The organism is Pseudomonas sp. ESBL9, assembly GCF_036668715.1.
Lineage (GTDB): Bacteria > Pseudomonadota > Gammaproteobacteria > Pseudomonadales > Pseudomonadaceae > Aquipseudomonas > Aquipseudomonas lundensis.
Genome location: NZ_JAZEVV010000004.1, coordinates 142,921 through 167,275, shown reverse-complemented (window position 1 = coordinate 167,275; position 24,355 = coordinate 142,921). Strand labels below are relative to the sequence as shown.

Annotated in this window: 20 protein-coding genes and 1 pseudogene; 12 read left to right on the top strand and 9 right to left on the bottom strand. The window is 59.0% G+C overall.

What is annotated here, in order from left to right; all coding sequences use genetic code 11:
* Positions 1–89: 89 nt before the first annotated feature.
* Positions 90–1,238: an L-threonine dehydrogenase gene (gene yiaY, locus V6F78_RS13060; protein ID WP_047281025.1), complete on the top strand. Its 1,149-nt coding sequence runs from the start codon at positions 90–92 to the stop codon at positions 1,236–1,238.
* Between the two features lie 122 nt (positions 1,239–1,360).
* On the opposite strand, the gene V6F78_RS13055 is transcribed toward yiaY, so the two are convergent.
* Positions 1,361–2,884 carry a fumarate hydratase gene (locus V6F78_RS13055; protein WP_047276780.1) on the bottom strand — a complete coding sequence of 508 codons (1,524 nt, stop codon included), beginning with the start codon at positions 2,882–2,884 and terminating at the stop codon, positions 1,361–1,363.
* A 311-nt stretch (positions 2,885–3,195) separates the two neighbouring features.
* Between V6F78_RS13055 and V6F78_RS13050 the strand changes: the two genes are divergently transcribed.
* Entirely contained in the window at positions 3,196–4,134 is a 939-nt protein-coding gene (locus V6F78_RS13050; protein WP_094990253.1) for an iron-sulfur-binding ferredoxin reductase, read from the top strand.
* Positions 4,135–4,164: 30 nt separating this feature from the next.
* Positions 4,165–4,920, top strand: coding sequence for an enoyl-CoA hydratase-related protein (locus tag V6F78_RS13045; RefSeq protein ID WP_047278034.1), 756 nt, complete (start codon positions 4,165–4,167; stop codon positions 4,918–4,920).
* Between the two features lie 57 nt (positions 4,921–4,977).
* On the opposite strand, the gene pyk is transcribed toward V6F78_RS13045, so the two are convergent.
* The gene (gene pyk / locus V6F78_RS13040) at positions 4,978–6,429 is read right to left on the bottom strand and encodes a pyruvate kinase (protein ID WP_047276775.1); all 1,452 of its coding nucleotides are present in this window, start codon (positions 6,427–6,429) and stop codon (positions 4,978–4,980) included.
* 160 nt (positions 6,430–6,589) lie between these two features.
* On the opposite strand from pyk, the gene V6F78_RS13035 reads away from it, so the two are divergent.
* The 3 genes from V6F78_RS13035 (at position 6,590) to sbcB (ending at position 9,055) form a co-directional block, all read left to right on the top strand.
* Entirely contained in the window at positions 6,590–6,964 is a 375-nt protein-coding gene (locus V6F78_RS13035) for a tetratricopeptide repeat protein (RefSeq protein WP_047276773.1), read from the top strand.
* Positions 6,965–7,172: 208 nt separating this feature from the next.
* A complete protein-coding gene (locus V6F78_RS13030) occupies positions 7,173–7,532 on the top strand; it encodes a PilZ domain-containing protein (RefSeq protein ID WP_047295361.1) in 360 nt (119 codons plus the stop codon).
* Between the two features lie 71 nt (positions 7,533–7,603).
* Complete coding sequence (sbcB, locus tag V6F78_RS13025) at positions 7,604–9,055, top strand: exodeoxyribonuclease I (protein WP_047295359.1); 1,452 nt, start codon at positions 7,604–7,606, stop codon at positions 9,053–9,055.
* Positions 9,056–9,130: 75 nt separating this feature from the next.
* Here sbcB and mvaT read toward each other — a convergent pair whose 3' ends face one another.
* A complete protein-coding gene (gene mvaT / locus V6F78_RS13020) occupies positions 9,131–9,508 on the bottom strand; it encodes a histone-like nucleoid-structuring protein MvaT (RefSeq protein WP_047276768.1) in 378 nt (125 codons plus the stop codon).
* A 351-nt stretch (positions 9,509–9,859) separates the two neighbouring features.
* On the opposite strand from mvaT, the gene purU reads away from it, so the two are divergent.
* A complete protein-coding gene (purU, locus tag V6F78_RS13015; protein WP_047278030.1) occupies positions 9,860–10,708 on the top strand; it encodes a formyltetrahydrofolate deformylase in 849 nt (282 codons plus the stop codon).
* Positions 10,709–10,824: 116 nt separating this feature from the next.
* A complete protein-coding gene (locus V6F78_RS13010) occupies positions 10,825–10,998 on the top strand; it encodes a hypothetical protein (protein WP_162841624.1) in 174 nt (57 codons plus the stop codon).
* Between the two features lie 32 nt (positions 10,999–11,030).
* On the opposite strand, the gene V6F78_RS22440 is transcribed toward V6F78_RS13010, so the two are convergent.
* Together V6F78_RS22440 and V6F78_RS22435 are read right to left on the bottom strand one after the other, a co-directional pair.
* Positions 11,031–11,795, bottom strand: a complete 765-nt coding sequence (locus V6F78_RS22440) for a methyl-accepting chemotaxis protein (RefSeq protein WP_428982728.1) — start codon at positions 11,793–11,795, stop codon at positions 11,031–11,033.
* 93 nt (positions 11,796–11,888) lie between these two features.
* Positions 11,889–12,920 (bottom strand): annotated as a pseudogene (locus V6F78_RS22435) (HAMP domain-containing protein); the annotation flags it as partial.
* Positions 12,921–13,116: 196 nt separating this feature from the next.
* Here V6F78_RS22435 and V6F78_RS13000 point away from each other — a divergent pair.
* Positions 13,117–14,595, top strand: coding sequence for a helicase HerA-like domain-containing protein (locus tag V6F78_RS13000; protein ID WP_332727452.1), 1,479 nt, complete (start codon positions 13,117–13,119; stop codon positions 14,593–14,595).
* Between the two features lie 13 nt (positions 14,596–14,608).
* On the opposite strand, the gene V6F78_RS12995 is transcribed toward V6F78_RS13000, so the two are convergent.
* Positions 14,609–15,073: a DUF721 domain-containing protein gene (locus tag V6F78_RS12995; protein WP_047278025.1), complete on the bottom strand. Its 465-nt coding sequence runs from the start codon at positions 15,071–15,073 to the stop codon at positions 14,609–14,611.
* 308 nt (positions 15,074–15,381) lie between these two features.
* Between V6F78_RS12995 and secA the strand changes: the two genes are divergently transcribed.
* The 3 genes from secA (at position 15,382) to V6F78_RS12980 (ending at position 20,558) form a co-directional block, all read left to right on the top strand.
* The gene (gene secA / locus V6F78_RS12990) at positions 15,382–18,135 is read left to right on the top strand and encodes a preprotein translocase subunit SecA (protein WP_047295356.1); all 2,754 of its coding nucleotides are present in this window, start codon (positions 15,382–15,384) and stop codon (positions 18,133–18,135) included.
* 117 nt (positions 18,136–18,252) lie between these two features.
* Positions 18,253–19,470 (top strand): bifunctional glutamate N-acetyltransferase/amino-acid acetyltransferase ArgJ, encoded by a 1,218-nt coding sequence (argJ, locus tag V6F78_RS12985; protein ID WP_047295353.1) that lies wholly within the window; start codon positions 18,253–18,255, stop codon positions 19,468–19,470.
* A gap of 143 nt (positions 19,471–19,613) precedes the next feature.
* Positions 19,614–20,558: a Nudix family hydrolase gene (locus V6F78_RS12980; protein ID WP_047295351.1), complete on the top strand. Its 945-nt coding sequence runs from the start codon at positions 19,614–19,616 to the stop codon at positions 20,556–20,558.
* A gap of 89 nt (positions 20,559–20,647) precedes the next feature.
* Here V6F78_RS12980 and V6F78_RS12975 read toward each other — a convergent pair whose 3' ends face one another.
* From V6F78_RS12975 to V6F78_RS12965, 3 genes are read right to left on the bottom strand one after another with little or no spacing between them, the layout of a single operon-like run.
* Positions 20,648–21,229, bottom strand: a complete 582-nt coding sequence (locus V6F78_RS12975) for a cob(I)yrinic acid a,c-diamide adenosyltransferase (protein WP_047276751.1) — start codon at positions 21,227–21,229, stop codon at positions 20,648–20,650.
* A gap of 2 nt (positions 21,230–21,231) precedes the next feature.
* A complete protein-coding gene (locus V6F78_RS12970) occupies positions 21,232–23,244 on the bottom strand; it encodes a sensor histidine kinase (protein ID WP_047295349.1) in 2,013 nt (670 codons plus the stop codon).
* A 45-nt stretch (positions 23,245–23,289) separates the two neighbouring features.
* On the bottom strand, positions 23,290–24,243 hold the full coding sequence (locus V6F78_RS12965) for a putative 2-dehydropantoate 2-reductase (RefSeq protein ID WP_169839279.1): 954 nt from the start codon (positions 24,241–24,243) through the stop codon (positions 23,290–23,292).
* Positions 24,244–24,355: the final 112 nt, after the last annotated feature.

The following is a 24,355-nucleotide window of genomic DNA, read 5'->3' as shown; positions in this document are numbered from 1 at the left end:
CCAGATCAACATCCGGATGCGCTGATGAGTTGAAGCTATGCTCATTGACTTCATCAGCGTCGCGGGTGCGCCCGCAAAGAGGACTCGCCATGACCAGTACCTTTTTTATCCCGGCCGTGAACATCATGGGCAACGGTTGTCTGGATGAAGCCATGACTGCAATTCGCAATTATGGGTTTCGCAACGCGTTGATCGTGACCGACGCCGGGCTGGCCAAGGCGGGCGTGGCGGCCATGATTGCCGAAAAACTGGCCGCGCAGGACATCAATGCGGTGGTGTTCGACGGGGCCAAACCCAACCCGAGCATCGCCAACGTGGAAGCCGGTCTGGTTGTGCTCAAGCAACATCAGTGTGATTTCGTGCTGTCGCTGGGCGGCGGCTCGCCCCACGATTGCGCCAAGGGTATTGCGCTGTGCGCCACCAATGGCGGGCATATTCGCGATTACGAAGGCGTCGACCGCTCGGCCAAGCCGCAACTGCCCCTCGTGGCCATCAATACCACCGCCGGCACGGCCAGTGAGATGACGCGTTTTTGCATCATCACCGATGAAGAGCGCCACGTGAAAATGGCCATCGTCGACCGCAACGTGACGCCGCTGCTATCGGTCAACGACCCGCAATTGATGGTGGCCATGCCCAAAGGCCTGACGGCGGCCACCGGCATGGACGCGCTGACGCACGCCATTGAAGCGTACGTGTCCATTGCGGCCAACCCGATTACCGATGCCTGTGCGATCAAGGCGATGGAGCTGATCAGCCAAAACCTGCGTCAGGCGGTTCATGACGGCAAGGACCTGACCGCGCGCGAGAACATGGCGTATGCGCAATTTCTGGCCGGTATGGCGTTCAACAATGCGTCGCTGGGGTTTGTGCACGCGATGGCGCACCAGTTGGGCGGTTTTTACGACTTGCCCCACGGCGTGTGTAATGCCGTGCTGTTGCCCCACGTGCAGACCTTCAACGCCAGCGTGTGTGCGTCACGCCTGACTGACGTGGCCCATGCGCTGGGCGCGGATATCCGCGGGTTGAGCCCGGAAGAGGGTGCTCAGGCGGCGATTGCGGCAATTCGGACCTTGGCTAAAGCTGTCGACATTCCGGCGGGCCTGCGGGACTTGGGCGCCAAGCTGGATGACATCCCGATTCTGGCGACCAACGCGTTGAAAGATGCGTGTGGTCTGACCAATCCGCGCAAGGCCGATCAGGCGCAGATTGAAGAAATCTTCCGTAACGCGTTTTGAGTCACGGCCAGCCTTCACCCCAACCCTCCCTTTAGCAGAGGGTTGAGTGAGGGGCTTGTACATCACGCGCATAAAAAAACGGCCGGTTAACCCGGCCGTTTTTGTGTCTGACTTAAAAGCGCTTACTGCACTTCTACGGCCAGGCTCTCGCTGATTTTCTTCTGCCAGATCGCCGGGCCGGTGATGTGCACCGACTCACCTGAACTGTCGACAGCCACTGTCACCGGCATGTCTTTTACGTCGAACTCGTAGATCGCTTCCATGCCCAGTTCGGCGAACGCCACCACGCGCGACTTCTTGATCGCTTGAGCCACCAGGTAAGCCGCGCCGCCGACGGCCATCAGGTACACCGCTTTGTGTTCCTTGATCGCTTCGATGGCGGTCGGGCCACGCTCGGATTTGCCGATCATGCCCAGCAGGCCGGTCTGATCGAGGATCTGGCGCGTGAACTTGTCCATCCGCGTTGCAGTTGTCGGACCGGCAGGGCCCACCACTTCGTCACGCACCGGATCAACCGGGCCCACGTAGTAGATAAAGCGGCCCTTGAGGTCGACCGGCAAGGTTTCGCCCTTGTTCAGCATTTCAACCATGCGTTTGTGCGCAGCGTCACGGCCGGTGAGCATTTTGCCGTTCAGCAGGACGGTTTCGCCCGGCTTCCAGCTTTGCACGTCTTCCGGGGTCAGGGTGTCGAGGTTGACACGGCGAGCCGACGGGCCGGCTTCCCAGACGATTTCCGGGTAGGCGTCCAGCGGTGGCGCTTCGAGTGCTGCCGGGCCGGAGCCGTCCAGTACGAAGTGGGCGTGACGGGTGGCGGCGCAGTTCGGGATCATGCACACCGGCAGCGAGGCGGCGTGGGTCGGGTAGTCCATGATTTTTACGTCGAGCACGGTGGTCAGGCCGCCCAGGCCCTGGGCGCCGATACCGAGTTGGTTGACCTTTTCGAACAGCTCCAGACGCATCTCTTCGATACGGTTGGACGGGCCGCGCTTGATCAGCTCGTGAATGTCGATGGATTCCATCAACACTTCTTTGGCCATGACGGCTGCTTTTTCAGCCGTGCCGCCGATCCCAATGCCCAGCATGCCCGGTGGGCACCAGCCAGCGCCCATGGTCGGAACGGTTTTGAGCACCCAGTCTACGATCGAGTCGGACGGGTTGAGCATGGCCATTTTCGACTTGTTCTCGGAACCGCCGCCCTTGGCCGCTACGTCCACTTCCACGGTGTTACCCGGGACGATGGAGTAGTGGATGACCGCCGGGGTGTTGTCCTTGGTGTTGCGGCGGGCACCGGCCGGATCGGCCAGGATCGAAGCACGCAGGACGTTTTCCGGCAGGTTGTAAGCGCGACGCACGCCTTCGTTGATCATGTCGTCCAGGCCCATGGTGGCGCCATCCCAGCGCACGTCCATGCCCACACGTACAAACACGGTGACGATGCCGGTGTCCTGGCAGATCGGGCGGTGGCCGGTGGCACACATGCGCGAGTTGATCAGGATTTGTGCCATCGAGTCACGGGCTGCCGGCGATTCTTCGCGCAGGTAGGCCTCGTGCATGGCCTGGATGAAGTCCACGGGGTGGTAGTAGGAAATGAATTGCAGGGCGTCAGCAACGCTCTGAATCAGGTCGTCTTGCTTGATCACGGTCATGGGTCGCGCTCCTCTATAAGACGGGAACATTCAATAAGGTGTTTGCGACCTGGGTCGTTCGGTCTGTCGTAAACATCTTTGCTGGGATGCGCCGGGCACGCATGACCGGCACAAAAAAGGCGCGGCAGTATAACCCGGCCCTCTCATTGATACACCTGAGCAGGCAAAACTTGTAGTCGCCGCCCAAGGCTGCGATAAGGGCCCGGAACCTGCGCATGCTTTTGATTGCACGGGTTTGCGGGCGTGCGGGGCAGTCGGTCCCTCACAACCCGCTAGCGTCTATAAGACTAATTGCCCACAGGAGCCCCGAAGTGCCCGAGTTACACGTCGCCGATCAGTGCTGGCCGGTTACCGTCGGCAGTAATTTGCTCGACAGCCTGAATCAGGCCGGGGTAGGTGTGCCCTACAGTTGCCGTGCGGGCAGTTGCCATGCGTGTCTGGTGCGTTGCGTGCAGGGCGAGCCGTTGGACTTGAAGCCCGAAGCCCTGACCCGTGCCCAACGCGAGCAAGGCTGGCGCCTGGCTTGTCAGTGCCAGGTGGTCGGGGATTTGCAGGTTGAGGCGTTTGATCCGGTGCGAGACGGCCTGCCTGCCCGGGTGGCAGCGCTGGACTGGTTAAGCCCGACGTTGTTGCGGCTTCGGCTCGTGCCGGAGCGCCCGCTGCGCTATCGCGCCGGGCAGCATCTGGTGTTGTGGACGGCCGACGGGGTGGCACGGCCGTATTCGTTGGCCAGTTTGCCGGGGGAAGACCCGTTTCTGGAGTTTCATCTCGAGTGCGCCAAGCCCGGTGCCTTTATCCGCGCGGCGCGTCAGCTCACGGTGGGGGATGCGGTGCGGTTGGGCGAGTTGCGCGGGGGGGCGCTGCATTACGACCCGGACTGGCAGGAGCTGGCGTTGTGGTTGCTGGCGGCGGGTAGTGGGCTGGGCCCGTTGTATGGCGTATTGCGTGAAGCCTTGCGCCAAGCGCACCACGGCCCGATTCGAGTGGTGCATGTGGCCCGTGATGAGGCCGGGCATTACCTCAAGGCCGAACTGCAAGCGTTGGCCCAGGCCCACCCTCAGTTGCAGGTTGAATACGTACGGCAGGATGAATTGGCGGATTTTCTAGTCCGGATGCGCCTTGTTTCGCGCCAGACACGTGCCCTAGTGTGTGGGCATCCTGACACGGTGGAGGCGTTCGCCAAGCGTTTGTTCCTGGCCGGGTTGTCGCGCAACCAACTGCTGGCGGATGCCTTTTTAAGTCGGGGTTGAGTGCTGTCTTTCCCCTTTTTGAGCGTGCCCATGACTCAAACCATCGTTAGTGAACGTGACGGCGCGGTGTTGACCCTGCGCCTGAATCGCCCCGAAAAGAAAAACGCCCTGACCCGCGATATGTACAGTCGCCTGGCCACTGCGCTGCAGCAGGCCGATGCTGACGCGTCGGTGCATGCCATCGTGTTGTGCGGCAGTGCGCACTGTTTCACCAGCGGCAATGACATCGTGGACTTTCTTGAAGTCCCGCCGACGGACATGGATAGCCCGGTGTTTTGCTTTATGCGCAGCTTGCTGGCCTGCCGTAAACCGGTGGTGGCTGCGGTGGCTGGCGCTGCGGTGGGCATTGGCACCACCCTGTTGCTGCATTGCGACCTGGTGTATGTGGCGGGCGATGCACGCCTGCGCATGCCGTTTGTCAACTTGGGCCTGAGCCCGGAATTCGGGTCGAGTCTGCTGTTGCCGCAACGGCTGGGGCAGGCAAGGGCGGCCGGGTTGCTGCTGCTGGGTGAGGGGTTCAGCGGGGAGCAGGCGGCGAACTGGGGGCTGGCCAATGCCGCGCTGGAGGACGGTGAGGCGGTGCTGCGCCAAGCCCATGCGGCTGCGCATCGACTGGCTGCGCTGGCCCCGGCTGCGGTGCAAGACAGCAAGCGGTTGATGAGGGCGCCGGGGCGTGAGCAGTTGCAACGGGTGATTGAAGAAGAAAGCTGGCTGTTTATTCAGCGCTTGAAATCGCCTGAGGCAGTGGCGGCGTTATCCGGTTTTATCCATAAAGCCGCCCCCTGATGCAAAAAGCCCCGCCGGATTGCTCGGGCGGGGCTTGGGGTGTGGGCCGGTTAAGGCTTACACCATTTTGTCGCCGACATGCAGGATCTTCATGCCGTTGGTGCCACCGATGGTGTGGTAGCTGTCGCCCTTGGTCAGGATGACCCAATCGCCTTTTTCGACAACGCCGCGCTTGAGCAGCTCGTCAATGGCAGCCTGGCTGACCTGTTCTGGCGGCAACGAGGCCGGGTCGAACGGCACGGTGTAGACGCCACGGAACATGGCGGCACGGGCCTGGGTTTCGCGGTGCGGGGAAAACGCGTAGATCGGCACCGAGGAGCGAATGCGCGACATGATCAGCGGCGTGTAACCACTCTCGGTCAGGGCGATGATGGCCTTGACGCCCGGGAAGTGGTTGGCGGTGTACATGGCCGCCAGCGCGATGCTCTGGTCACAGCTTTCGAAGGTTTTACCAATGCGGTGGCTGGAGGTTTTGCTGGTCGGGTGCTTTTCAGCGCCGACACAAATGCGCGCCATGGCTTGTACGGCCTCCAGCGGGTAAGCACCGGCAGCACTTTCAGCCGAAAGCATCACGGCGTCGGTGTAGTCGAGCACGGCGTTGGCCACGTCGGACACTTCAGCGCGGGTTGGCATCGGGTTCTGGATCATCGACTCCATCATCTGGGTCGCAACGATCACCGCCTTGTTGTGACGGCGTGCGTGCAGGATGATTTTTTTCTGGATGCCTACCAGCTCGGCGTCACCGATCTCGACGCCCAGGTCGCCACGGGCAACCATCACCGCGTCGCTGGCCTTGATCAGGCCGTCGAGGGTTTCGTCGTCGGCCACGGCTTCGGCACGTTCGATCTTGGCCACCAGCCAGGCGGTGCCACCGGCTTCGTCGCGCAGTTGACGGGCGTATTCCATGTCCGCCGCATCACGCGGGAACGAAACGGCCAGGTAGTCGACCTGCATCTCGGCCGCGAGTTTGATGTCTGCTTTGTCTTTTTCAGTCAGTGCCGGGGCTGTCAGGCCGCCACCGCGACGGTTGATGCCTTTGTGGTCCGACAGCGGGCCGCCGATCAGCACGGTGCAGTGCAGGGCGTCATCAGTGGCGGTGTCGACACGCATGACCACGCGGCCATCGTCGAGCAGCAGTTCGTCGCCCACGCCGCAATCCTTGACCAGATCCGGGTAGTCGATGCCGACGATTTCCTGAGTGCCTTCTGTCAGCGGATGGCTGGTGGAGAAGGTGAAACGATCACCGATTTTCAGCTCGATGCGTTTGTTGGCGAATTTGGCGATGCGAATTTTCGGGCCTTGCAGGTCACCCAGCAGAGCGACGAAGCGGCCGTGCTTGGCGGCGATGTCGCGCACCAGCTTGGCGCGGGCCTTGTGCTCATCGGGCGTGCCGTGGGAAAAGTTCAGACGGGCAACGTCCAGGCCAGCCAGGATCAGCTGCTCCAGCATTTGCGGTGAATTACTGGCAGGGCCAAGGGTGGCAACGATTTTGGTTCGACGAACGGACATGCAAAGACTCCTGAGTTCAAGCGCTGCCAAAGGCTACTATGGTCTCAAGTTGTAGTCATTGTTCCTCTGCACTACTTTCGACTTAAGTTGTGGTGCATACGGTCATTGGTTGAAGAATTCGCTCGCCGGGTCGATACCCTGCTGAGAACAGGAGATACCCATGCGAATTTTGCTCGTTGTACTGTTGGCCACCAGTGTGGTCGGTTGCACCCGCTGGTCGATGAACCACCACTTGAACAATGCTTATCGCGCCTACGACCGGGGCAATTGCGAGGCGGTCATGCTGGAGCTGTCGGAAGTCGATCGCGACAGCCGTAGCCGTCCTTATATCTGGCCGCAAACGGCCATGCTGCGCGGTTTGTGCCTGGAGCGTACGAAGTTTTACCTGGATGCTGCCCAGACCTACGAATGGATCATCAAGGAGTTCCCGCAGAGCGAGTGGGCGTATCGGGCCAAGGCACGTATTGAAACGTTGCGCATCCTCAAATTCATACCCGGCAACGCCAATTCGCAGGCCATCCCGGCAAAAATTTAACCGCGAGCTGGCCATTTGCCCTGCATTTACTAATATTGCTGTGCGATATGCGAAGTGACGTTTGTGTGTCTGCACAGTCTGACCGTGAGTGACAAAAGCCTTTGCGAACCACTTGAGTGGTCATTTCAGCTCCCGGGCGTCGTGTAGCGTTGGGGGTCCTTGGTACTAGCGCGGCCATGCTTAATGGCCTTTCAAAGTGATATTCAGCATGTTTACTGATCGCCGTATCGAGCGTCATCAACTGCCGTATTTCTTGAAGGTGTTCAATCGCTTCACGGACAAACCCATGGGGTATCTGGGCAACGTCTGCGAGGACGGGCTGATGCTTATCAGCCAGCTCCCGTTGTTGGTCGATGCCAATTTCGAATTGCGACTCAAGCTGCCGGACAGTGACGGTCGTGTGCAAGTGGTCGACCTGACAGCGCGCTGCCTGTGGTGCCATGAAGATGTCACCCCGCGTTACTACGACGCCGGTTTCACCCTCTATCAGCCGCCTCCCGAATACACCGCCCTGATCACGGCCTTGTGCCAGTATTTCAGCTTTTATCCCTTGCCAGCGTCGGCCTGAGGCCGCACAGGGCTGGTCTTGCTCAGGGCTGAACGCCTAGACTTGCGGGGTCTACTGTTCAGGAACACCCCGTGACCACTATCTTTTGGTACGACTACGAAACCACCGGTATCAACCCTCGTTGTGACCGGCCGGTACAAGTGGCCGGCATTCGCACTGACCTTGAATTGAACGAGATTGACGAGCCGCTCAATCTCTACTGTCAGCCCAGCGACGACATCCTTCCGCACCCTATGGCCTGCCTGATCACCGGTATCACGCCCAGTCGCCTGGAAGACCGGGGGCTGGTCGAAGGCGAGTTCATGACGCGCACTCACGCGCACCTGTCATTGCCCGGCACCTGCGGCGCAGGCTACAACACCTTGCGATTTGATGACGAAGTGACGCGCTACAGTCTGTACCGCAACTTCTTCGATCCCTACGCCCGTGAATGGCAGGGTGGCAACAGCCGCTGGGATTTGATCGATGTGGTGCGCACCGCCTATGCCTTGCGCCCTGAAGGGATTGTGTGGCCTGAAGAGGAGGGGCGCGTCACCCTGAAGCTGGAGCGCTTGACCGCGGCTAACGGGATTGATCACGGTCAGGCCCATGACGCGTTGTCGGATGTGCGCGCCACCATTGCCCTGGCCCGATTGATTCGCGACAAACAACCCAAGTTATATGAGTGGCTCTTCCAGTTGCGAACGAAACAGCGGGTGCTGGATCAGGTTCGACTGTTACAGCCGATGGTGCATATCTCAGGACGGTTTTCGGCAGCGCGTCATTATTTGGGGGTGGTGCTGCCCTTGGCGTGGCATCCGAAAAACCGCAATGCGCTGATTGTCTGTGATTTGCACTTTGACCCGCGGCCATTATTGGAACTGGACGCAGAGTCACTGCGTGCACGGCTCTATACACGGCGAGAAGATTTGCCCGAAGGGCAATTACCGGTGCCGCTCAAGCTCATACACGTTAATCGTTGTCCGGTGGTGGCGCCGATGAATGTAGTGCGTGCACAGGATCAGGCGCGTTTGCAATTGGACGTTGGCCAATACCAGGCGCGGGTGCAAACACTTACCGAGGCGCAGGAACTTTGGCGGGATAAATTAACGGCGATTTATGCCGGCGAAGACTTTGTGCCGAGCAGCGATCCCGAGCAGCAGTTATATGAGGGTTTTATCGGTGACCGTGACCGGCGCTTGTGCGAACAAGTAAGACTCAGTGATCCGCAGGCTCTGGCCAAAGATGCCTGGCCTTTTGATGACGAGCGATTACCTGAATTATTGTTTCGGTACCGGGCGCGTAACTTTCCCGATACGTTGAACGCGCAAGAGCAGGCACGCTGGCGGGTGTTCTGCCAGCAGCGATTGTCCGATCCGCAGATGGGCGCGCCGTTGACCCTCGATGCCTTTCTGGAGAGCCTGGCAGCGCTGTCACGCAGCGCAACGCCTGCGCAATTGACGTTGTTGGATGAGTGGCGCCGGTATGCCGAAGGTATCAGCCGTCGCCTGTTTGTCGAGGGCGAGCAGGGCAGCGAGGATTAACCGGCGCCAATAAAAAAACGCCAGCGAACTGGCGTTTTTTTAGAGCATCGCAACTAGGCTGCGAGCGCGTGTTACTTAGTCGAGCAAAGTTGCCCAACCTTCTACCACGTCACCGCCCCACTTGGCTTTCCACTCTTTCAGCGTTTTGTGGTTGCCGCCTTTGGTTTCAATCACTTCGCCGTTGTGCGGGTTTTTGTATTGTTTAACCTTACGGGCACGTTTGGTACCGGTAGTTTTCACAACACCGCGTGGCGTTTTGCTTACTTTGGACTCTGGGTCCAGCAGCGCAATAATATCGCGTAGCGATTTTTGGTATTCGCCCATCAGCGTGCGCAGTTTGCCTTCGAATTCCAGCTCAGTTTGAAGTTTGTCGTCTTCCGACAGGTTCTTCAGGCGAGCTTGCAGCTCTTTGATAGCTTCTTCAGTTGCGCGGTATTCGTTGATCAGGGACATGAGGATAACCTTATGTTGAAAAGGGTTAACAGGGACACAGTGGGGCAATAATAGTCAGACACTTTGAGCAAGTAAACCTGTCTTCGCACATTTAGTTAAATTTTTATTCATTAACTTCGCGGTATTGAATAAGCGCGCTATTAAATAGAGGTCACGCTATCAGCCTAATAAAAACGATTAATCAGCTACATTCGGGCCGTGTTAAAAAGCATGCAGGCCGCGGTACTGTTGAGGCTGGCCCGTGACAGCGCGAGTGCAGGGGGGCGCGTAATCAGTCTCAACGAATACTGTCGTTTTGCTGCGCACTCGCTAGAATGGCGGCCTTAGTAAAGTTTTTGGAGTTTGCCCTACATGCGCACTTTTCGACTGGTGATTGCGTGCCCCGATGGCGTCGGCATTGTCGCCAAGGTCAGTAATTTTCTGGCCTCACACAATGGCTGGATCACTGAAGCGAGCCACCACTCGGATGACCAGAGTGGTTGGTTCTTTATGCGTCACGAAATTCGTGCCGATTCGCTGCCGTTCGGCATCGAGGCATTTCGTGAAGCATTTGCACCTATCGCTGAAGAGTTCTCGATGGTGTGGCGCATTACGGATACGGCGCAGAAGAAGCGCGTGGTGCTGATGGCCAGCCGCGAATCGCACTGCCTGGCGGACTTGCTGCACCGCTGGCACAGCGATGAACTCGATTGCGAGATCGCGTGTGTGATCTCTAACCACGATGACCTGCGCAGCATGGTGGAGTGGCACGGTATTCCTTATTACCACGTGCCGGTTAACCCAAAAGACAAAGAGCCGGCGTTTGCCGAAGTCTCACGTCTGGTCAAGCAACACGCTGCTGAAGTGGTGGTTCTGGCGCGCTACATGCAAATCCTGCCGCCGGACCTGTGCAAAGAATACGCAGGCCAGGTCATCAACATTCACCACAGCTTCCTGCCTTCCTTCGTCGGCGCCAAGCCTTACCACCAGGCTTCGCTGCGCGGCGTAAAACTGATCGGCGCTACGTGCCACTACGTGACCGAAGAGCTGGATGCGGGCCCGATCATCGAGCAAGACGTGGTACGTGTGAGTCACAGCGACAGCATTGAAGACATGGTGCGCTTCGGCCGTGATGTCGAGAAGATGGTGCTGGCTCGTGGCCTGCGCTATCACCTGGAAGATCGCGTGTTGGTGCACGGCAACAAGACGGTCGTGTTCTGACCAAGCCTTTGTAGAGCACCCACCATGACGACCCACGCGAGGCTGCGCTCTGAGTGCAGCCTCGCGTTGTTTTTCTATGACACCAAACGCTGTAATTCCACGCGGGGTGATGTGCGATGACCGATCCACTCGACAAGGCGACGTCCAGCGCACCGGCCACGTTGGGTGAGGGGTGTTTGAGTCGTTACGACCCGCAAGCTCTGGGCCCCGAAGATGGAACCGAGTTTCCTGACGCTGCCCGGCTGTGGGAGGCGTTACAGCAAGAGGGAGAAACCGAACCTGATCTGTAGCCGCGTTCGGCGGCCACAGATCAAGCGTTCCTTTATATGCGGAAGCTGCCGACCAGTTGTTTCAGGCGGGCGGCTTGTTGCTCAAGGTCAGAGCAGGCGCGCAATGTCGCCTGCAGGTTTTCCACGCCTTCCTGATTGAGGGTGTTGATCTCGGTAATGTCCATGTTGATCGATTCCACGACCGACGTTTGCTCCTCGGTGGCAGTGGCGACCGACTGGTTCATCCCGTCGATTTCCCCAATGCGTTCGGTCACGCTGGTCAGGCGCGCGCCGGCACTGTTGGCAATCTCTACGCTGTCTTTACTGTGACGCTGGCTCTCTTCCATGGTGTTTACCGAGTCGCGGGCGCTGACTTGCAATTCCTCGATCATCTTTTGCACTTGTTGCGCAGACTCTTGAGTGCGATGCGCCAGATTGCGAACTTCGTCGGCCACGACCGCAAATCCGCGTCCGGCCTCACCGGCACGTGCCGCTTCAATCGCGGCGTTCAACGCCAGGAGGTTGGTTTGCTGAGAAATGCTGGTGATGACCTCCAGGATTTGCCCGATGTTCACGGTCTTGTCATTCAGCGACTCGATATGGCCGCTGGAGGTGCTGAGCATCTGCGACAGTTGCTGCATCGAGCCAATGCTGCGCTCAACCACTTGTTGACCTTCTTCGGCCAGGCCGCGTGCATCGCTGGCCTGATGCGAGGCCTGGGCTGCATTGCGGGCGATTTCTTGCGCCGCGGCGCCCAGTTCGTTGATCGCTGCGGCCACGCTGTTGGTGCGGCTGGCTTGTTCGTCTGAGTTAACCATGGACGAGTTGGACGCACTGACCACACGCAGCGCGACTTCATTGACGTGCTCGGTAGCGGAGGCCACTTCCGTCATGGAGGTGTGGATGCGCTCCACAAACTGGTTGAACGCGCTTCCCAATGTGCCGAATTCATCTTTGGATTCGACGACCAGGCGGCGCGTCAGGTCGCCTTCACCTTGCGCGATGTTTTGCATGGCGCGGGTCATGACGTGCAGCGGCTGCATCAGCAGGCGAATCAGCAAACCGAGCAAGGCAATGATCGAGATCACCGCAATCACGGTGGCGATGATCGCTGAAGTGCGGAAGGTGCTGAGCATGGCAAATGCCTGCGCTTTATCGATCGACAGCCCGACGTACCAGTTGACGGACCCCAGGCCTTTGACCGGGGCAAACGTCACGATGCGTTCTTTGCCATCGAGTGTGACTTCGCTGATGTCGGAGCTGATCGGCGGGGTATCGTGCGGGTAGATATCCTTCAGGTTTTTCATCACCAGCGTGTTATCGGGGTGCACCAGAATTTTGCCGTCCCCACTGATCAGGAAGGCATAACCCATGCCGCTGAAATCAAGTGCGTTGATGCTGTCGGTGACCGTCTTGAGTGTCAGGTCGGTGCCGACGACGCCGAGGGTTTGCCCGGCTTTTTTCACTGCCGTGCCAATGGAAATGATCATCTGCCCGGTGACCGCATCAATGTACGGTTCGGTCAGGCTGGCGCCGTTGCTGTTCAGCGCGTCTTTGTACCAGGGGCGGCTGCGCGGATCGAAGCCGTCCGACATTTTGCTGTCGGGGCGGATGGTGAAGGCGCCCTGGGTGTCACCGAAGTACACCGCGAGGAACGAGCTGGTCAGCGCTTTTTGCTCCAGCAAGCGGGAGACATACTCGGGTTCAGGGTTAAGGGCGAGGGTTTCACCCAGGTTTTCAGTGAGCAGGATGCGCCCGCCGAGCCAAGTCTGAATGTTGTTGGCCGTCGTACTGCCCATTTCACGCAGATAGCTGTCCAGATCGTCGCGAATGGCATTGCGCTGCAGGTAATCGTTGTACAGCGTAAATAGCGAAAAAGCGGCTATTACGATCAGGGACGCGGCAAGCAGGATTTTATGACTGAAACGCAGGTTTTTGTTCATGGCTTGAAGGGTCCGCTTAGGTCTAAAAGTGTGATGCCTGCCGACATGAAATACGCACAACATAGAAAGCACTGACTGAACCCGAGCAATTTCTATATTTATTTGCGCTTTTTCCGACGTTAATTTCGGATTTTTCTGGTCTAGCATTAACGTTGTATCGACGTGTTACCGCGAAAGATTAATTTAAGGTGGAAAAATGCCTGATTCCTCAGCTTTAGTTCTCGGCGCCGACCTTGCGGGTCAGCCCGTCGCCCAGTCATTGCGTCTGGCCAATCGTCACGGCTTGATCGCGGGGGCCACGGGGACAGGTAAAACCGTCACGCTGCAACGCCTGGCAGAGCAGTTCAGTGACGCCGGTGTGGCGGTGTTTGCTGCCGACATCAAAGGGGACTTGTGCGGTCTGGGAGCTGCCGGTAACCCTCAGGGCAAAATCGCGGAGCGCATCGCGGGCATGCCGTGGCTTAACTTCCAGCCCAAGGCTTATCCGGTGACGCTATGGGATATTCAAGGCAAGACCGGTCATCCATTACGCACAACCTTGAGTGAAATGGGGCCGCTCTTGCTGAGCAGTCTGCTGGAGCTGACGGACAGCCAACAGTCAGCGTTGTACGCAGCCTTTAAAGTGGCCGATCGCGAAGGCCTGTTGCTGCTGGATCTCAAAGACCTCAAGGCGTTGCTCAATCACCTGCGTGACCACCCCGAGGTGCTGGGTGATGACGCGGCGTTGATGACCACCGGTTCGAGCCAGGCGCTGCTGCGTCGATTGGCGACGCTGGAGCAGCAGGGCGCTGAGGCGCTGTTTGGGGAACCGGCATTGCAACTGGAAGACATTTTGCAGCCAGACCGCGACGGGCGAGGGCGCATTCATTTGCTCGATGCCAGCCGTTTGGTGCATGAGGCGCCCAAGGTCTATGCAACCTTTTTGCTGTGGCTGCTGGCCGAATTGTTTGAGCAATTGCCCGAGCGCGGTGATGCGGACAAACCGTTGCTGGCTCTGTTTTTTGACGAGGCGCACTTGCTGTTTGCCGGTACGCCGAAAGCGCTACAGGATCGACTGGAGCAAGTGGTGCGCTTGATCCGCTCCAAAGGCGTGGGGGTGTACTTCGTCACGCAATCACCGGCGGACTTGCCTGACACGGTTCTGGCGCAATTGGGGTTGCGCATTCAGCATGGTTTACGTGCATTCACTGCCAAGGAGCAGAAATCCCTCAGGGCTGTGGCCGACGGGTTCCGACCCAATCCGGCGTTCGATGCGCTCGCAGTGCTGACGGAGCTGGGCACGGGCGAAGCCCTGGTCGGTATGTTGGAGGACAAAGGCACCCCGGCAATGGTGCAGCGGGTGTTGATTGCGCCGCCGCAGTCGCGGATCGGTCCTTTGAGTGAGGCCGAGCGTAACGGCCTGATTGCCACCTCCCCATTGCAGGGGCGTTACGACAAGCCGATTGATCGAGAGTCTGCTTACGAAGTGCTCATGGCGCGCAAAGGCGGTAGCAGCGAAGAACCGGCGCCGGGGCAGGCCAAAGAGCCCGGGTTTCTGGATCAGGCCGGGGAATTCCTCGGGACGTCGACGGGCAAAGCTTTGCAGTCGATGGCGCGTCAGGCCGTTAATCAGATGGGGCGCCAGTTGGTGCGGGGCTTGCTCGGGTCGTTGCTGGGTGGCAGCAAGCGTAAATGATAGCGAGGCGGGCCTAGGCCGGATCGGGCTTGGGCTTCGCATGGCTGGCCAGCCGCTCAAGGGCCGCCCGCAGTGCCGGGTCAGTGATGCCTTCGGCGGTGGCTTGAATGGTCTGCGCGGCGTTTTCTGACAAGTCCAGCGTGTGGCCGGCGACTTTGGCCAGCACGGTGGGCGGCTGCACTTTAAATAGAATGCGGGTCAGGCTGGCAAATTCGTCGAACGCCTGCAATTGACGTTGCAGGCGTTTTTGCTGGTAGCGCAAGCGTGTTGCCCAGTGGCCGTCTGTGACAATCAGTAGCAGGCTGCCTTCGCGCCACGAGGCCACATGACAGTGTTCGCGGGCCGCGGGCTGGAGTTGGCTTTCAAGCAGGCGTTGCAGGTGGGCCAAGCGCTTGGCGTGGCCGAAAATGGCTTTTAACGGTTTGGCCTCGCGCAGCAGGACAGAGGGTGCCCGCGCTGGATGTGGGCGAAATGCCATGTTCAAACACCTGAGAAAACTGAGGCGCAATCTTAGCAGAAACCGCCCGCCTGACTGCGCTCGATCCGCAGGCTTGCCACTTTGGCAGCAAAATCAATGAGTAACTTCTTGGTCTTATGGGTTGAAGTTCAGTAAAAAGCCCTTATTTTAGTGAAGCCCCGTCACAACGCTGCACCAGTATCGTGGAATAACGCCACTTTCCTCACCGCCGTTTCCGGGTAGAATGCTCGCTCGCATGCGGCCATCAGGGCTGCTCGGGCGACTCTCGGGGCCGCCCTCCATCCCTATGTGTGGAAGATCCTGCCGATATGTTTGCGCCTTTGTTAAAGAAACTTTTTGGAAGCAAGAACGAGCGCGAAGTTAAACGCATGCTCAAGAAGGTTCAGGTCATCAATGCCCTCGAAGAGCAGATGGTTGCTCTGACCGATGAGCAATTGCGTGCCAAGACCGAAGAGTTCAAGGCCCGCATAGCAAAAGGTGAGACCCTCGATCAACTCCTGCCTGAAGCCTTCGCGGTCTGCCGTGAAGCGGGCAAGCGCGTTATGGGCATGCGCCACTTTGACGTCCAGCTGATCGGTGGCATGACCCTGCACGAAGGCATGATCGCAGAAATGCGTACCGGTGAAGGTAAGACCTTGGTAGCGACCTTGGGCGTTTACCTCAACGCGTTGTCCGGCAAGGGCGTACACGTTGTGACGGTGAACGACTACCTCGCGCGCCGGGATGCCAACTGGATGCGCCCGCTTTATGAATTCCTGGGCCTGACGGTCGGCATCGTCACGCCGTTCCAGCCGCCACAGGAAAAGCGCGAAGCCTATGCCGCCGACATCACCTACGGCACCAACAACGAGTTTGGCTTCGATTACCTGCGTGACAACATGGCTTTCAGCATGGAAGAAAAATTCCAGCGTGAGCTTAACTTTGCCGTCATCGACGAAGTCGACTCGATCCTGATCGACGAAGCCCGTACGCCGCTGATCATCTCTGGTCAGGCCGAAGACAGCTCCAAGCTGTACACCGAAATCAACAAGCTCATTCCGCGCCTTGAGCAGCACATCGAAGAAGTGGAAGGCGAAGTGACCAAACCGGGTCACTTCACCATCGACGAGAAGACCCGTCAGGTCGAGCTGAACGAAGCCGGTCACCAGTTCGTTGAAGAAATGCTGACCCAGATCGGTTTGCTCGCTGAAGGTGAAAGCCTGTATTCGGCGCACAATCTGGGCCTGCTGACCCATGTGTACGCGGCACTGCGCGCTCACAAACTGTTCCACCGCAACGTTGAATACATCGTTGAAGACGGTCAGGTGCTGCTGGTTGACGAACACACCGGGCGTACCATGCCGGGCCGTCGTTTGTCCGAGGGGCTGCACCAGGCCATCGAGGCGAAGGAAGGCTTGAACATTCAGGCAGAAAGCCAGACGCTGGCTTCGACCACCTTCCAGAACTACTTCCGTCTGTACAACAAACTGTCCGGCATGACCGGTACGGCAGACACCGAAGCGTTCGAGTTCCACCAGATTTACGGTCTGTCGGTGATGGTTATCCCGCCGAACAAGCCGCTGGCGCGTAAAGACTATAACGACCTGGTGTTCCTGACGGCGGACGAGAAGTACGCAGCCATCGTGGCGGACATCAAGGACTGCATGGCCAAAGGCCGTCCGGTGCTGGTGGGTACGGCGACCATCGAAACCTCCGAGCACATGTCCAACCTGTTGAAGCAGGAAGGGATCGAGCACAAGGTTCTGAACGCCAAGTTCCACGAAAAAGAAGCTGAAATCATTGCACAGGCGGGCCGTCCTGGCGCGCTGACCATCGCCACCAACATGGCGGGCCGTGGTACTGACATCCTGCTGGGCGGTAATTGGGAAGTGGAAGTGGCTTCCCTGGAAAACCCGACCCCTGAGCAGATTGCCCAGATCAAGGCCGATTGGCAGAAACGTCACCAGCAAGTGCTGGAGTCGGGTGGCCTGCACGTGATCGCTTCCGAGCGTCACGAGTCGCGCCGTATCGACAACCAGCTGCGTGGCCGTGCCGGCCGTCAGGGTGACTCGGGTTCCAGCCGTTTCTACCTGTCGCTGGAAGACAGCCTGATGCGCATTTTCGCCTCTGACCGGGTGAAAAACTTCATGAAAGCCCTGGGCATGCAGTCCGGCGAAGCGATTGAACACCGCATGGTGACCAACGCTATCGAAAAGGCCCAGCGCAAGGTTGAAGGCCGCAACTTCGATATCCGTAAGCAATTGCTGGAGTTCGACGACGTCAACAACGAGCAGCGTAAAGTGATTTATCACATGCGTAATACGTTGCTGGCCGCTGACAATATTGGCGAAACCATCGCTGACTTCCGCAAGGACGTCCTCGACAGCACCATCAGCGCTCACATTCCGCCACAGTCGTTGCCGGAGCAGTGGGACGTTGCAGGTCTTGAGTCCGCCATCGAAAGCGGCTTCGGCGTGAAACTGCCGATCCAGCAGTGGCTCGATGAAGACGATCACCTGTACGAAGAAACCCTGCGCGAGAAGCTGCTGGCTGAGCTGATTGCGGCGTACAACGAGAAAGAAGAGCAGGCGGGCGCTGAAGCGCTGCGCACGTTCGAGAAGCAGATCGTTCTGCGTGTACTGGACGACCTGTGGAAAGACCACCTGTCGACCATGGATCACCTGCGTCACGGCATTCACTTGCGCGGTTATGCGCAAAAGAACCCGAAGCAGGAGTACAAGCGCGAGTCTTTCAACCTGTTCTCCGAGCTGCTTGACTCGATCAAGCGCGATTCGATCCGCGTGCTGTCGCACGTTCAGGTACGTCGCGAAGACCCTGTTGAAGAAGAGGCGCGTCTGCGTCAGGAAGCTGAAGATCTGGCGTCGCGCATGCAGTTCCAGCATGCAGAGGCCCCGGGTCTTGATCAGCCGGATGCATTGACCGAAGCGCTGGACGGTGCAGACGTTTCAGACGTCTCGCCTGCAATCGACCCTGTTCGTAACGAGCAGAAGCTCGGTCGCAACGAACTGTGCTACTGCGGTTCGGGCAAAAAATTCAAGCACTGTCACGGGCAAATCAACTGATAACCCGTTTCATCTGCTGAAACACCTGCGCCGCGACCGGCATTAGCCGTCGCGGCGTTTTACCATTGAATTCCCGCCTTTCAAGGGCGGCGCAGACAGCTTATTGAGGAGCGCATCATGGCAGTTGGTCTTGGTCCTTTGCCCACTTTGCACCCGGTTGCGGGTTTTGAGCTGGGGATTGCTTCAGCCGGTATCAAGCGCCCAGGGCGTAAGGATGTGGTGGTGATGCGCTGCGCCGAGGGTTCCAGCGTGGCGGGTGTGTTCACCCTGAATGCGTTTTGCGCAGCGCCGGTGATTCTGGCCAGACAGCGTGTGCAAGGCCCTGTACGGTATTTGTTGACCAACACCGGCAATGCCAATGCGGGCACCGGCGCGCCGGGCCTGGCAGCTGCCACGCGTACCTGTGCCAAGCTGGCCGAGTTGACGGGAGTGGACGCCAGTGCTGTGCTGCCGTACTCCACGGGGGTGATTGGTGAGCCTCTGCCGGTCGAGAAAATTGAAGGCGCACTGCAAGCAGCCCTGGACGATCTCTCTGAGGATCACTGGGCTGAAGCGGCTACTGGCATCATGACCACTGACACCTTGCCCAAAGGGGCGAGCCGCCAGTTTCAGCAGGATGGCGTGACCGTCACCGTCACCGGGATCAGCAAAGGCGCAGGCATGATTCGCCCGAACATGGCCACCATGCTCGGTTACATCGCGACGGACGCCAAGGTGTCGCGCGAGGTGCTGCAGGATCTGTTGCTCGACGGCGCTAACAAATCGTTCAACCGCATCACCATCGATGGCGACACGTCTACCAACGATTGCTGCATGTTGATTGCCACAGGCAAGGCCAACCTGCCTGAAATCACCGAAGCCCGCGGGCCCTTGTTCGACGCGCTCAAGCAGGCGGTGCTGGACGTGTGCATGGAGGTGGCGCAGGCCATCGTGCGCGATGGCGAAGGTGCAACCAAGTTCGTCACCGTTGAAGTCAATGGCGGCGCCAACCATCAGGAGTGTCTGGACGTCGGCTATACCGTGGCCCATTCACCGTTGATCAAAACCGCGCTGTTCGCCTCTGATCCCAACTGGGGCCGGATATTGGCCGCTGTGGGGCGTGCCGGTGTGCCGGATCTGGATGTCAGCAAGATCGACGTGTTCCTCGGCGAAGTCTGTATCGCCAGTGGTGGCGCACGTGCGGCGACCTACACCGAAGAGCAAGGTTCTGCGGTGATGGCGCGCGAAGAGATCACCATCCGCATCGAGCTGGGTCGCGGTGTGTGCAGCGAAACCATCTGGACCACCGACCTGTCCCACGAGTACGTGAAAATCAACGCCGAGTACCGGACCTAAGTCGTCTCGACACCGCGTGTCAGTCAGGCAAGCATAGTGCGCTTGACTGGCGTGCGAATCACCGACCGGCGCAAGTCAAGACTGCTGTTTGAGTAGTCCACGTTCAAGGCCTGGCAACAGGCCGGAGTAGAGGAAGTTCAAGGGTGAAACGCGTTCATGTGGCTGCGGCCGTCATTCGAGGCAGCGACGGCAGAATCCTGATTGCCCGTCGTGCTGATACACAGCATCAGGGCGGCCTGTGGGAGTTTCCCGGCGGCAAGGTTGAAGCTGGCGAGTCTGTCAGTGCTGCCTTGGGTCGTGAGCTTAAAGAAGAGCTGGGGATCGACGTGACCTCGGCTCGCCCATTGATCACCGTGAAGCACGATTATCCCGACAAGCATGTGCTGCTGGACGTGTGGGAAGTGTCGTCGTTTACCGGCGAGGCCCACGGCGTAGAAGGTCAGCCTTTGGCGTGGGTGGCCCCGCGGGACTTGGCGAATTACGCATTTCCGCCCGCCAATCAGCCTATCGTTGCGGCAGCGCGCTTGCCTGATCAGTACTTGATCACCCCCGACGGCCTGGAACCTCCTGAACTGTTAAAGGGGGTGCAAAAGGCCATAGCGGGCGGCATCAAACTGATTTCCCTGCGTGCTCCCAAAGGCTATGACCCCAAGTATCGGGATCTGGCAGTGGACGCCACGGGGCTGTGCGCGGGCAAGGCGCAACTGATGCTCAAAGGGCCTCTGGAGTGGTTGGGTGATTTTCCGTCAGCTGGCTGGCATTTGACGGCAGCGCAATTGCGTAAATACGCCGCCAAAGGCCGACCGTTCCCTAAAGATCGCTGGCTGGCAGCGTCGTGTCATAACGCTGAGGAATTGGCGTTGGCAGAACAGATGGACGTGGACTTCGTGACCTTGTCGCCCGTATTGCCCACCGAGACCCATCCCGGTATGGAGCCTTTGGGATGGGAGCAGGCGCAGCAATTGATCGCCGGTTTTAACAAGCGAGTGTTTCTGCTGGGCGGGTTGGGGCCTGATGACCGTCAGCAGGCATGGGGCGTCGGCGCACAAGGTGTAGCGGGTATTCGCGCATTCTGGCCCCAGGCATGAGCTGACGCCGCCGCGCATCAACGCACAACTGCAGTCCCTGGCGTACCTGCGATGTTGCCGCGCAAGCGCCAGTGACGGCTGCCTGCGCATCAGTCAGCGGGTTTATCGGCGGCCTGCCACAAGACTTCGGCAACCCCCTGTCGCTTGGCAATCAAGCGTGCCGCCACAAACAGCAGGTCTGACAACCTGTTGATGTAGGCCAGCCCCGGGCCGTTCAGTGGCTCGACGGCATTGAGGTGCTGGCAGCGGCGCTCGGCACTGCGCGCGAGGCAGCGGCACACATGGGCTTGGGCGATCAGGGTAGAGCCTGCTGGCAATATGAAGTTTTCCAATGGCCCAAGCGTCTCGTTCCAGTGGTCAATTGCCGCCTCAAGCCGTTCGACTTCGCTCAGCTTGAGTGCCTGATAAGCAGGCATTGCCAGCTCGCCTCCCAGGTCAAACAGGCGGTGCTGGCAGGGCGTCAGTACCTCGATCAGTTCCTCAAGGCCCGGTGTCTGGACCCTTTGCTCATGCAAGCCGGCCAGCAACAGGCCCAGTTGGCTGTTTAGCGAGTCCACTTCTCCAATGGCCTCGACCCGAGGATGATCTTTGGGCACGCGACGGCCATCCCCCAGACCTGTTTCGCCTTTGTCGCCGGTGCGGGTGTAAATCTTCGATAAGCGAAAGCCCATGGTTACAGTTCCAGCTTGGTAGAGTCGTGGACGGGCGCCAATGGCAAACGCAGCGTAAAGCACGTGCCTTGGCCCGGGGTTGAATGCACTTCCATTTGCCCTTTGTGGTTATTGGTAATGATGAAGTAGGACACGGAAAGACCCAGCCCCGTGCCCTGGCCAACTTCCTTGGTGGTGAAGAAGGGTTCAAAAATACGTTTGCGCACGTTCTCAGGCATGCCTGCGCCGTTGTCCTCGACCTGGATCTCTGCCCAGGGTGGATTGAGCTTCGTGCGCAGGACGATGCGGCCGGGTTCGGTGGTGTCCTGGCGCTGATGAATCGCCTGTGCAGCGTTTTTCAGCAAGTTGAGCAGCACCTGTTCCAATTCGTTGGGAATGCCGGGCACCGGGCCAAGTTGAGGGTCGAACTGACGCGTGATGGCCTGGCCCTTGAAGTCGAAACCGATGGCGAGGTCGAAGTCATTGCTCGCGATATCGATCGCCTGATCGATCAGCGCTGACAGGTCGCAAGGGCTCATTTGGCGATTGCTGCGGCGACTGAAGCTGAGCATGTGGGTCACGATTTTGGCTGCACGCGCCCCCGCCTGTTGAATGCCATCCAGCAGTTTCGGGATTTCGCGGGCCTGCAAGTAGCGGTTGATCGCATCGAGGTCTACGCCTGTCAACGCGGCGTGCTCAATGTTCTTGGGCAGATCGTTGGACAGGCGCCGCCGGATGTTCTGCACGTTATGCAAAATGGCACCCAGTGGATTATTGATCTCATGGGCCATCCCCGCCGCGAGACCGCCCACAGAGAGCATCTTCTCGGATTGAACCATCATGTCTTCCATGGAAAGACGTTGGGTGATGTCATCGATGCGGATTACGGCACCGCGCCCGCCGCCGCCCATCAGTGGATAGAAGGTCAGCGCGTATTGCCTGGTGTCCTCAGCTTGGGTCCAGGTCACGCGCTCGATCTTGACCACGCGGTGATGGGCGATGGTGTCTTTGATTTGTGGCAAAAAGGGTTTGAGGGGTTCAAACGCCAGGTACACCGGTTGATTCAAGGCTTCATCCAGAGGGGTGCCGGAGAGGGCGCTGGCCTCCTGGTTCCATTGGGTGACGTAGAGCTGTTCGTCCAGTGCGATCAGGGCAGAAGGCATCGAATCGATAATGCTGTTGAGGTAGATCTGAAAACCGGTGAGCTTTTTCTCGATCTTGCTTCTCACCTGAACTTCAAGTTCCAGCTTGCGATTGGTGTGGCGGGTTTCTTCTGCCAGCGCCTGGGCTTGATCGTAGGCTGCCTGCGCTTCATCCCGGGCGCGCTTGAGTTCCTGCTCACGCGCCTCGATGCGCGAGAGCATGGTATTGAACGCCTCCGCGAGGCTACCGATTTCATCGTTATTGCCCGGTTTAGCCCGTAACGAATAGTTCTCTTCGCGTGTGACCTGTCGGGACAGCTCTTCGAGTTGATAGATGGGTTGGGTGATCAGGCGCTTGATCTGGCGCGCGATCAACAGCCACAGCAATACACTGAACACCAGAATTCCGAGGCTGGCGGTGAATGTGCCGGTATAAAACGCCATGGGCAGTTCACTGCTGGCCACGAGCAGCAGGTGCCCGCCCTTCGGAAGGCGGGAGGTGTGATGGCTGCGCAGTTCAGTCCGGCCCCAGGCTTGAACCTGCCCGATCTGTTCGGGCAACGCCAAATGATCGCCGTGCTGCACCTGTGCCAACAATTGGCCGGACGCGTCATAAATGGCACCGGCCCGCAGGGGAGCGTAGCTGCCCATTTCTGTGAGCAGTGCCTTGGCACTTTCGGGCGAATCCAGCGCATGCTCCATCAGGCCGGGGTTGGCTGCCAGGCTGCCCAGGGTCTGCAATGCCTGCGGGGCGGTGCTCTCGTGGGATATCCAGTAAGCCACGCTGATGAAGGTCAGGTTGGCTACCAGCAACACGGTTGCCAACAAAACAAGCAGGGCGGCCAGCAGCTTTTGGCCGACCGGCAGGTTTTCGAGACGCTGGCGCAAGGGCATGACGGGGCCGTATGGAGTGGGTGAGCGGGCAGGTTAGCGCGGCGCTCAGTGAGAGGGCAAACCGAGGTGCGTCAGGTGGGCTATCAATTGCTGATGGATGGCGTGCAAGTGAGGTGTGTCCAGGCCAATGCGTTGCGCTGCCTGGCAGGCATAACCGGACAAATAGCTGATCTCTGTGCGCCTGCGCTGCGCTACATCCTGATACATCGAGGAATAATTCTGGGCAGTGGCATCAATCACCCGGTGCACTTCATCGCTCAGGTTTACAGCGGCCTCTGGCTGCGCGCAGCCTACCAGCAGGGCGCTGAGTTCGATGCACAGCGCATCCACTGTTTGCGTATGGGCCTTCAGTCCTCCATTTGTGCATTGATGCAGCACGGTCAACGGGTTGATTGCGCAGTTGAGCGCCAGCTTGCGCCACAACCGGCTCATGATAGTCGGGCTCCATTCGTGACGGATGCCGCTGTGCTGTAAATCGTCAAGCCAGGCGGGTGCGTCGCCCTGCTCAGGATCGCCCAGCCAGTTGTGGCCTTGCCCGGCAAAAACCACACGCCAGTCGCCATCACGAAACGCCCCCTCGGTGCTGGAGGCAAACACGCAGCGCGCGTGTGGAACTTGCGCGGCCACGGCCTGCTGGCTGCCCAGTCCGTTTTGCAGCAGGATCAGGTGCGCCTCAGGGCTTAAGCGGTGTGCGATTTGGGCGACGGCATGTTCAGCGTCATAGGCTTTGCACGCCACCAGCACGCGAGTGATGGGGTCTGCAGCGTCAGGCGTTTGCGCAGCAATGGGCAGCAAAATGGCGTTGCTTCCCTCTACGAGGGTCAAACCTTGCGCGGCGTGGTAAGCCTGTAATCGTGCTTGATCGCGCAATATCAGCCGTACGTCATACCCGGCCCGTGCCAGGCGGGTGGCCCATAACGACCCCATGCTGCCTGCCCCCAAAATGTGCCAGGGCGCAGAAGGCTGTCGCGAGGTGCCGCAGAAGGTAGGTACAGACATGAATGCTCGCCCGTGAATGAAGTCGAAGAACCGCTATAATGCCCGCGCATTTTAACTGTCAGGTCAGGCGTGCTCCATCAGTGTTGAGCGCGCCCTTTATTATTGGAGAAAA

Bases quoted from the DNA above. Each gene is read 5' to 3' on its own strand.
- yiaY (WP_047281025.1), top strand. From the start codon at position 90: ATGACCAGTACCTTTTTTATCCCGGCCGTGAACATCATGGGCAACGGT.
- V6F78_RS13055 (WP_047276780.1), bottom strand. From the start codon at position 2,884: ATGACCGTGATCAAGCAAGACGACCTGATTCAGAGCGTTGCTGACGCC.
- V6F78_RS13045 (WP_047278034.1), top strand. From the start codon at position 4,165: ATGACTCAAACCATCGTTAGTGAACGTGACGGCGCGGTGTTGACCCTG.
- pyk (WP_047276775.1), bottom strand. From the start codon at position 6,429: ATGTCCGTTCGTCGAACCAAAATCGTTGCCACCCTTGGCCCTGCCAGT.
- V6F78_RS13035 (WP_047276773.1), top strand. From the start codon at position 6,590: ATGCGAATTTTGCTCGTTGTACTGTTGGCCACCAGTGTGGTCGGTTGC.
- V6F78_RS13030 (WP_047295361.1), top strand. From the start codon at position 7,173: ATGTTTACTGATCGCCGTATCGAGCGTCATCAACTGCCGTATTTCTTG.
- mvaT (WP_047276768.1), bottom strand. From the start codon at position 9,508: ATGTCCCTGATCAACGAATACCGCGCAACTGAAGAAGCTATCAAAGAG.
- purU (WP_047278030.1), top strand. From the start codon at position 9,860: ATGCGCACTTTTCGACTGGTGATTGCGTGCCCCGATGGCGTCGGCATT.
- V6F78_RS13010 (WP_162841624.1), top strand. From the start codon at position 10,825: ATGACCGATCCACTCGACAAGGCGACGTCCAGCGCACCGGCCACGTTG.
- V6F78_RS22440 (WP_428982728.1), bottom strand. From the start codon at position 11,795: ATGGTTAACTCAGACGAACAAGCCAGCCGCACCAACAGCGTGGCCGCA.
- V6F78_RS13000 (WP_332727452.1), top strand. From the start codon at position 13,117: ATGCCTGATTCCTCAGCTTTAGTTCTCGGCGCCGACCTTGCGGGTCAG.
- V6F78_RS12995 (WP_047278025.1), bottom strand. From the start codon at position 15,073: ATGGCATTTCGCCCACATCCAGCGCGGGCACCCTCTGTCCTGCTGCGC.
- secA (WP_047295356.1), top strand. From the start codon at position 15,382: ATGTTTGCGCCTTTGTTAAAGAAACTTTTTGGAAGCAAGAACGAGCGC.
- argJ (WP_047295353.1), top strand. From the start codon at position 18,253: ATGGCAGTTGGTCTTGGTCCTTTGCCCACTTTGCACCCGGTTGCGGGT.
- V6F78_RS12975 (WP_047276751.1), bottom strand. From the start codon at position 21,229: ATGGGCTTTCGCTTATCGAAGATTTACACCCGCACCGGCGACAAAGGC.
- V6F78_RS12970 (WP_047295349.1), bottom strand. From the start codon at position 23,244: ATGCCCTTGCGCCAGCGTCTCGAAAACCTGCCGGTCGGCCAAAAGCTG.
- V6F78_RS12965 (WP_169839279.1), bottom strand. From the start codon at position 24,243: ATGTCTGTACCTACCTTCTGCGGCACCTCGCGACAGCCTTCTGCGCCC.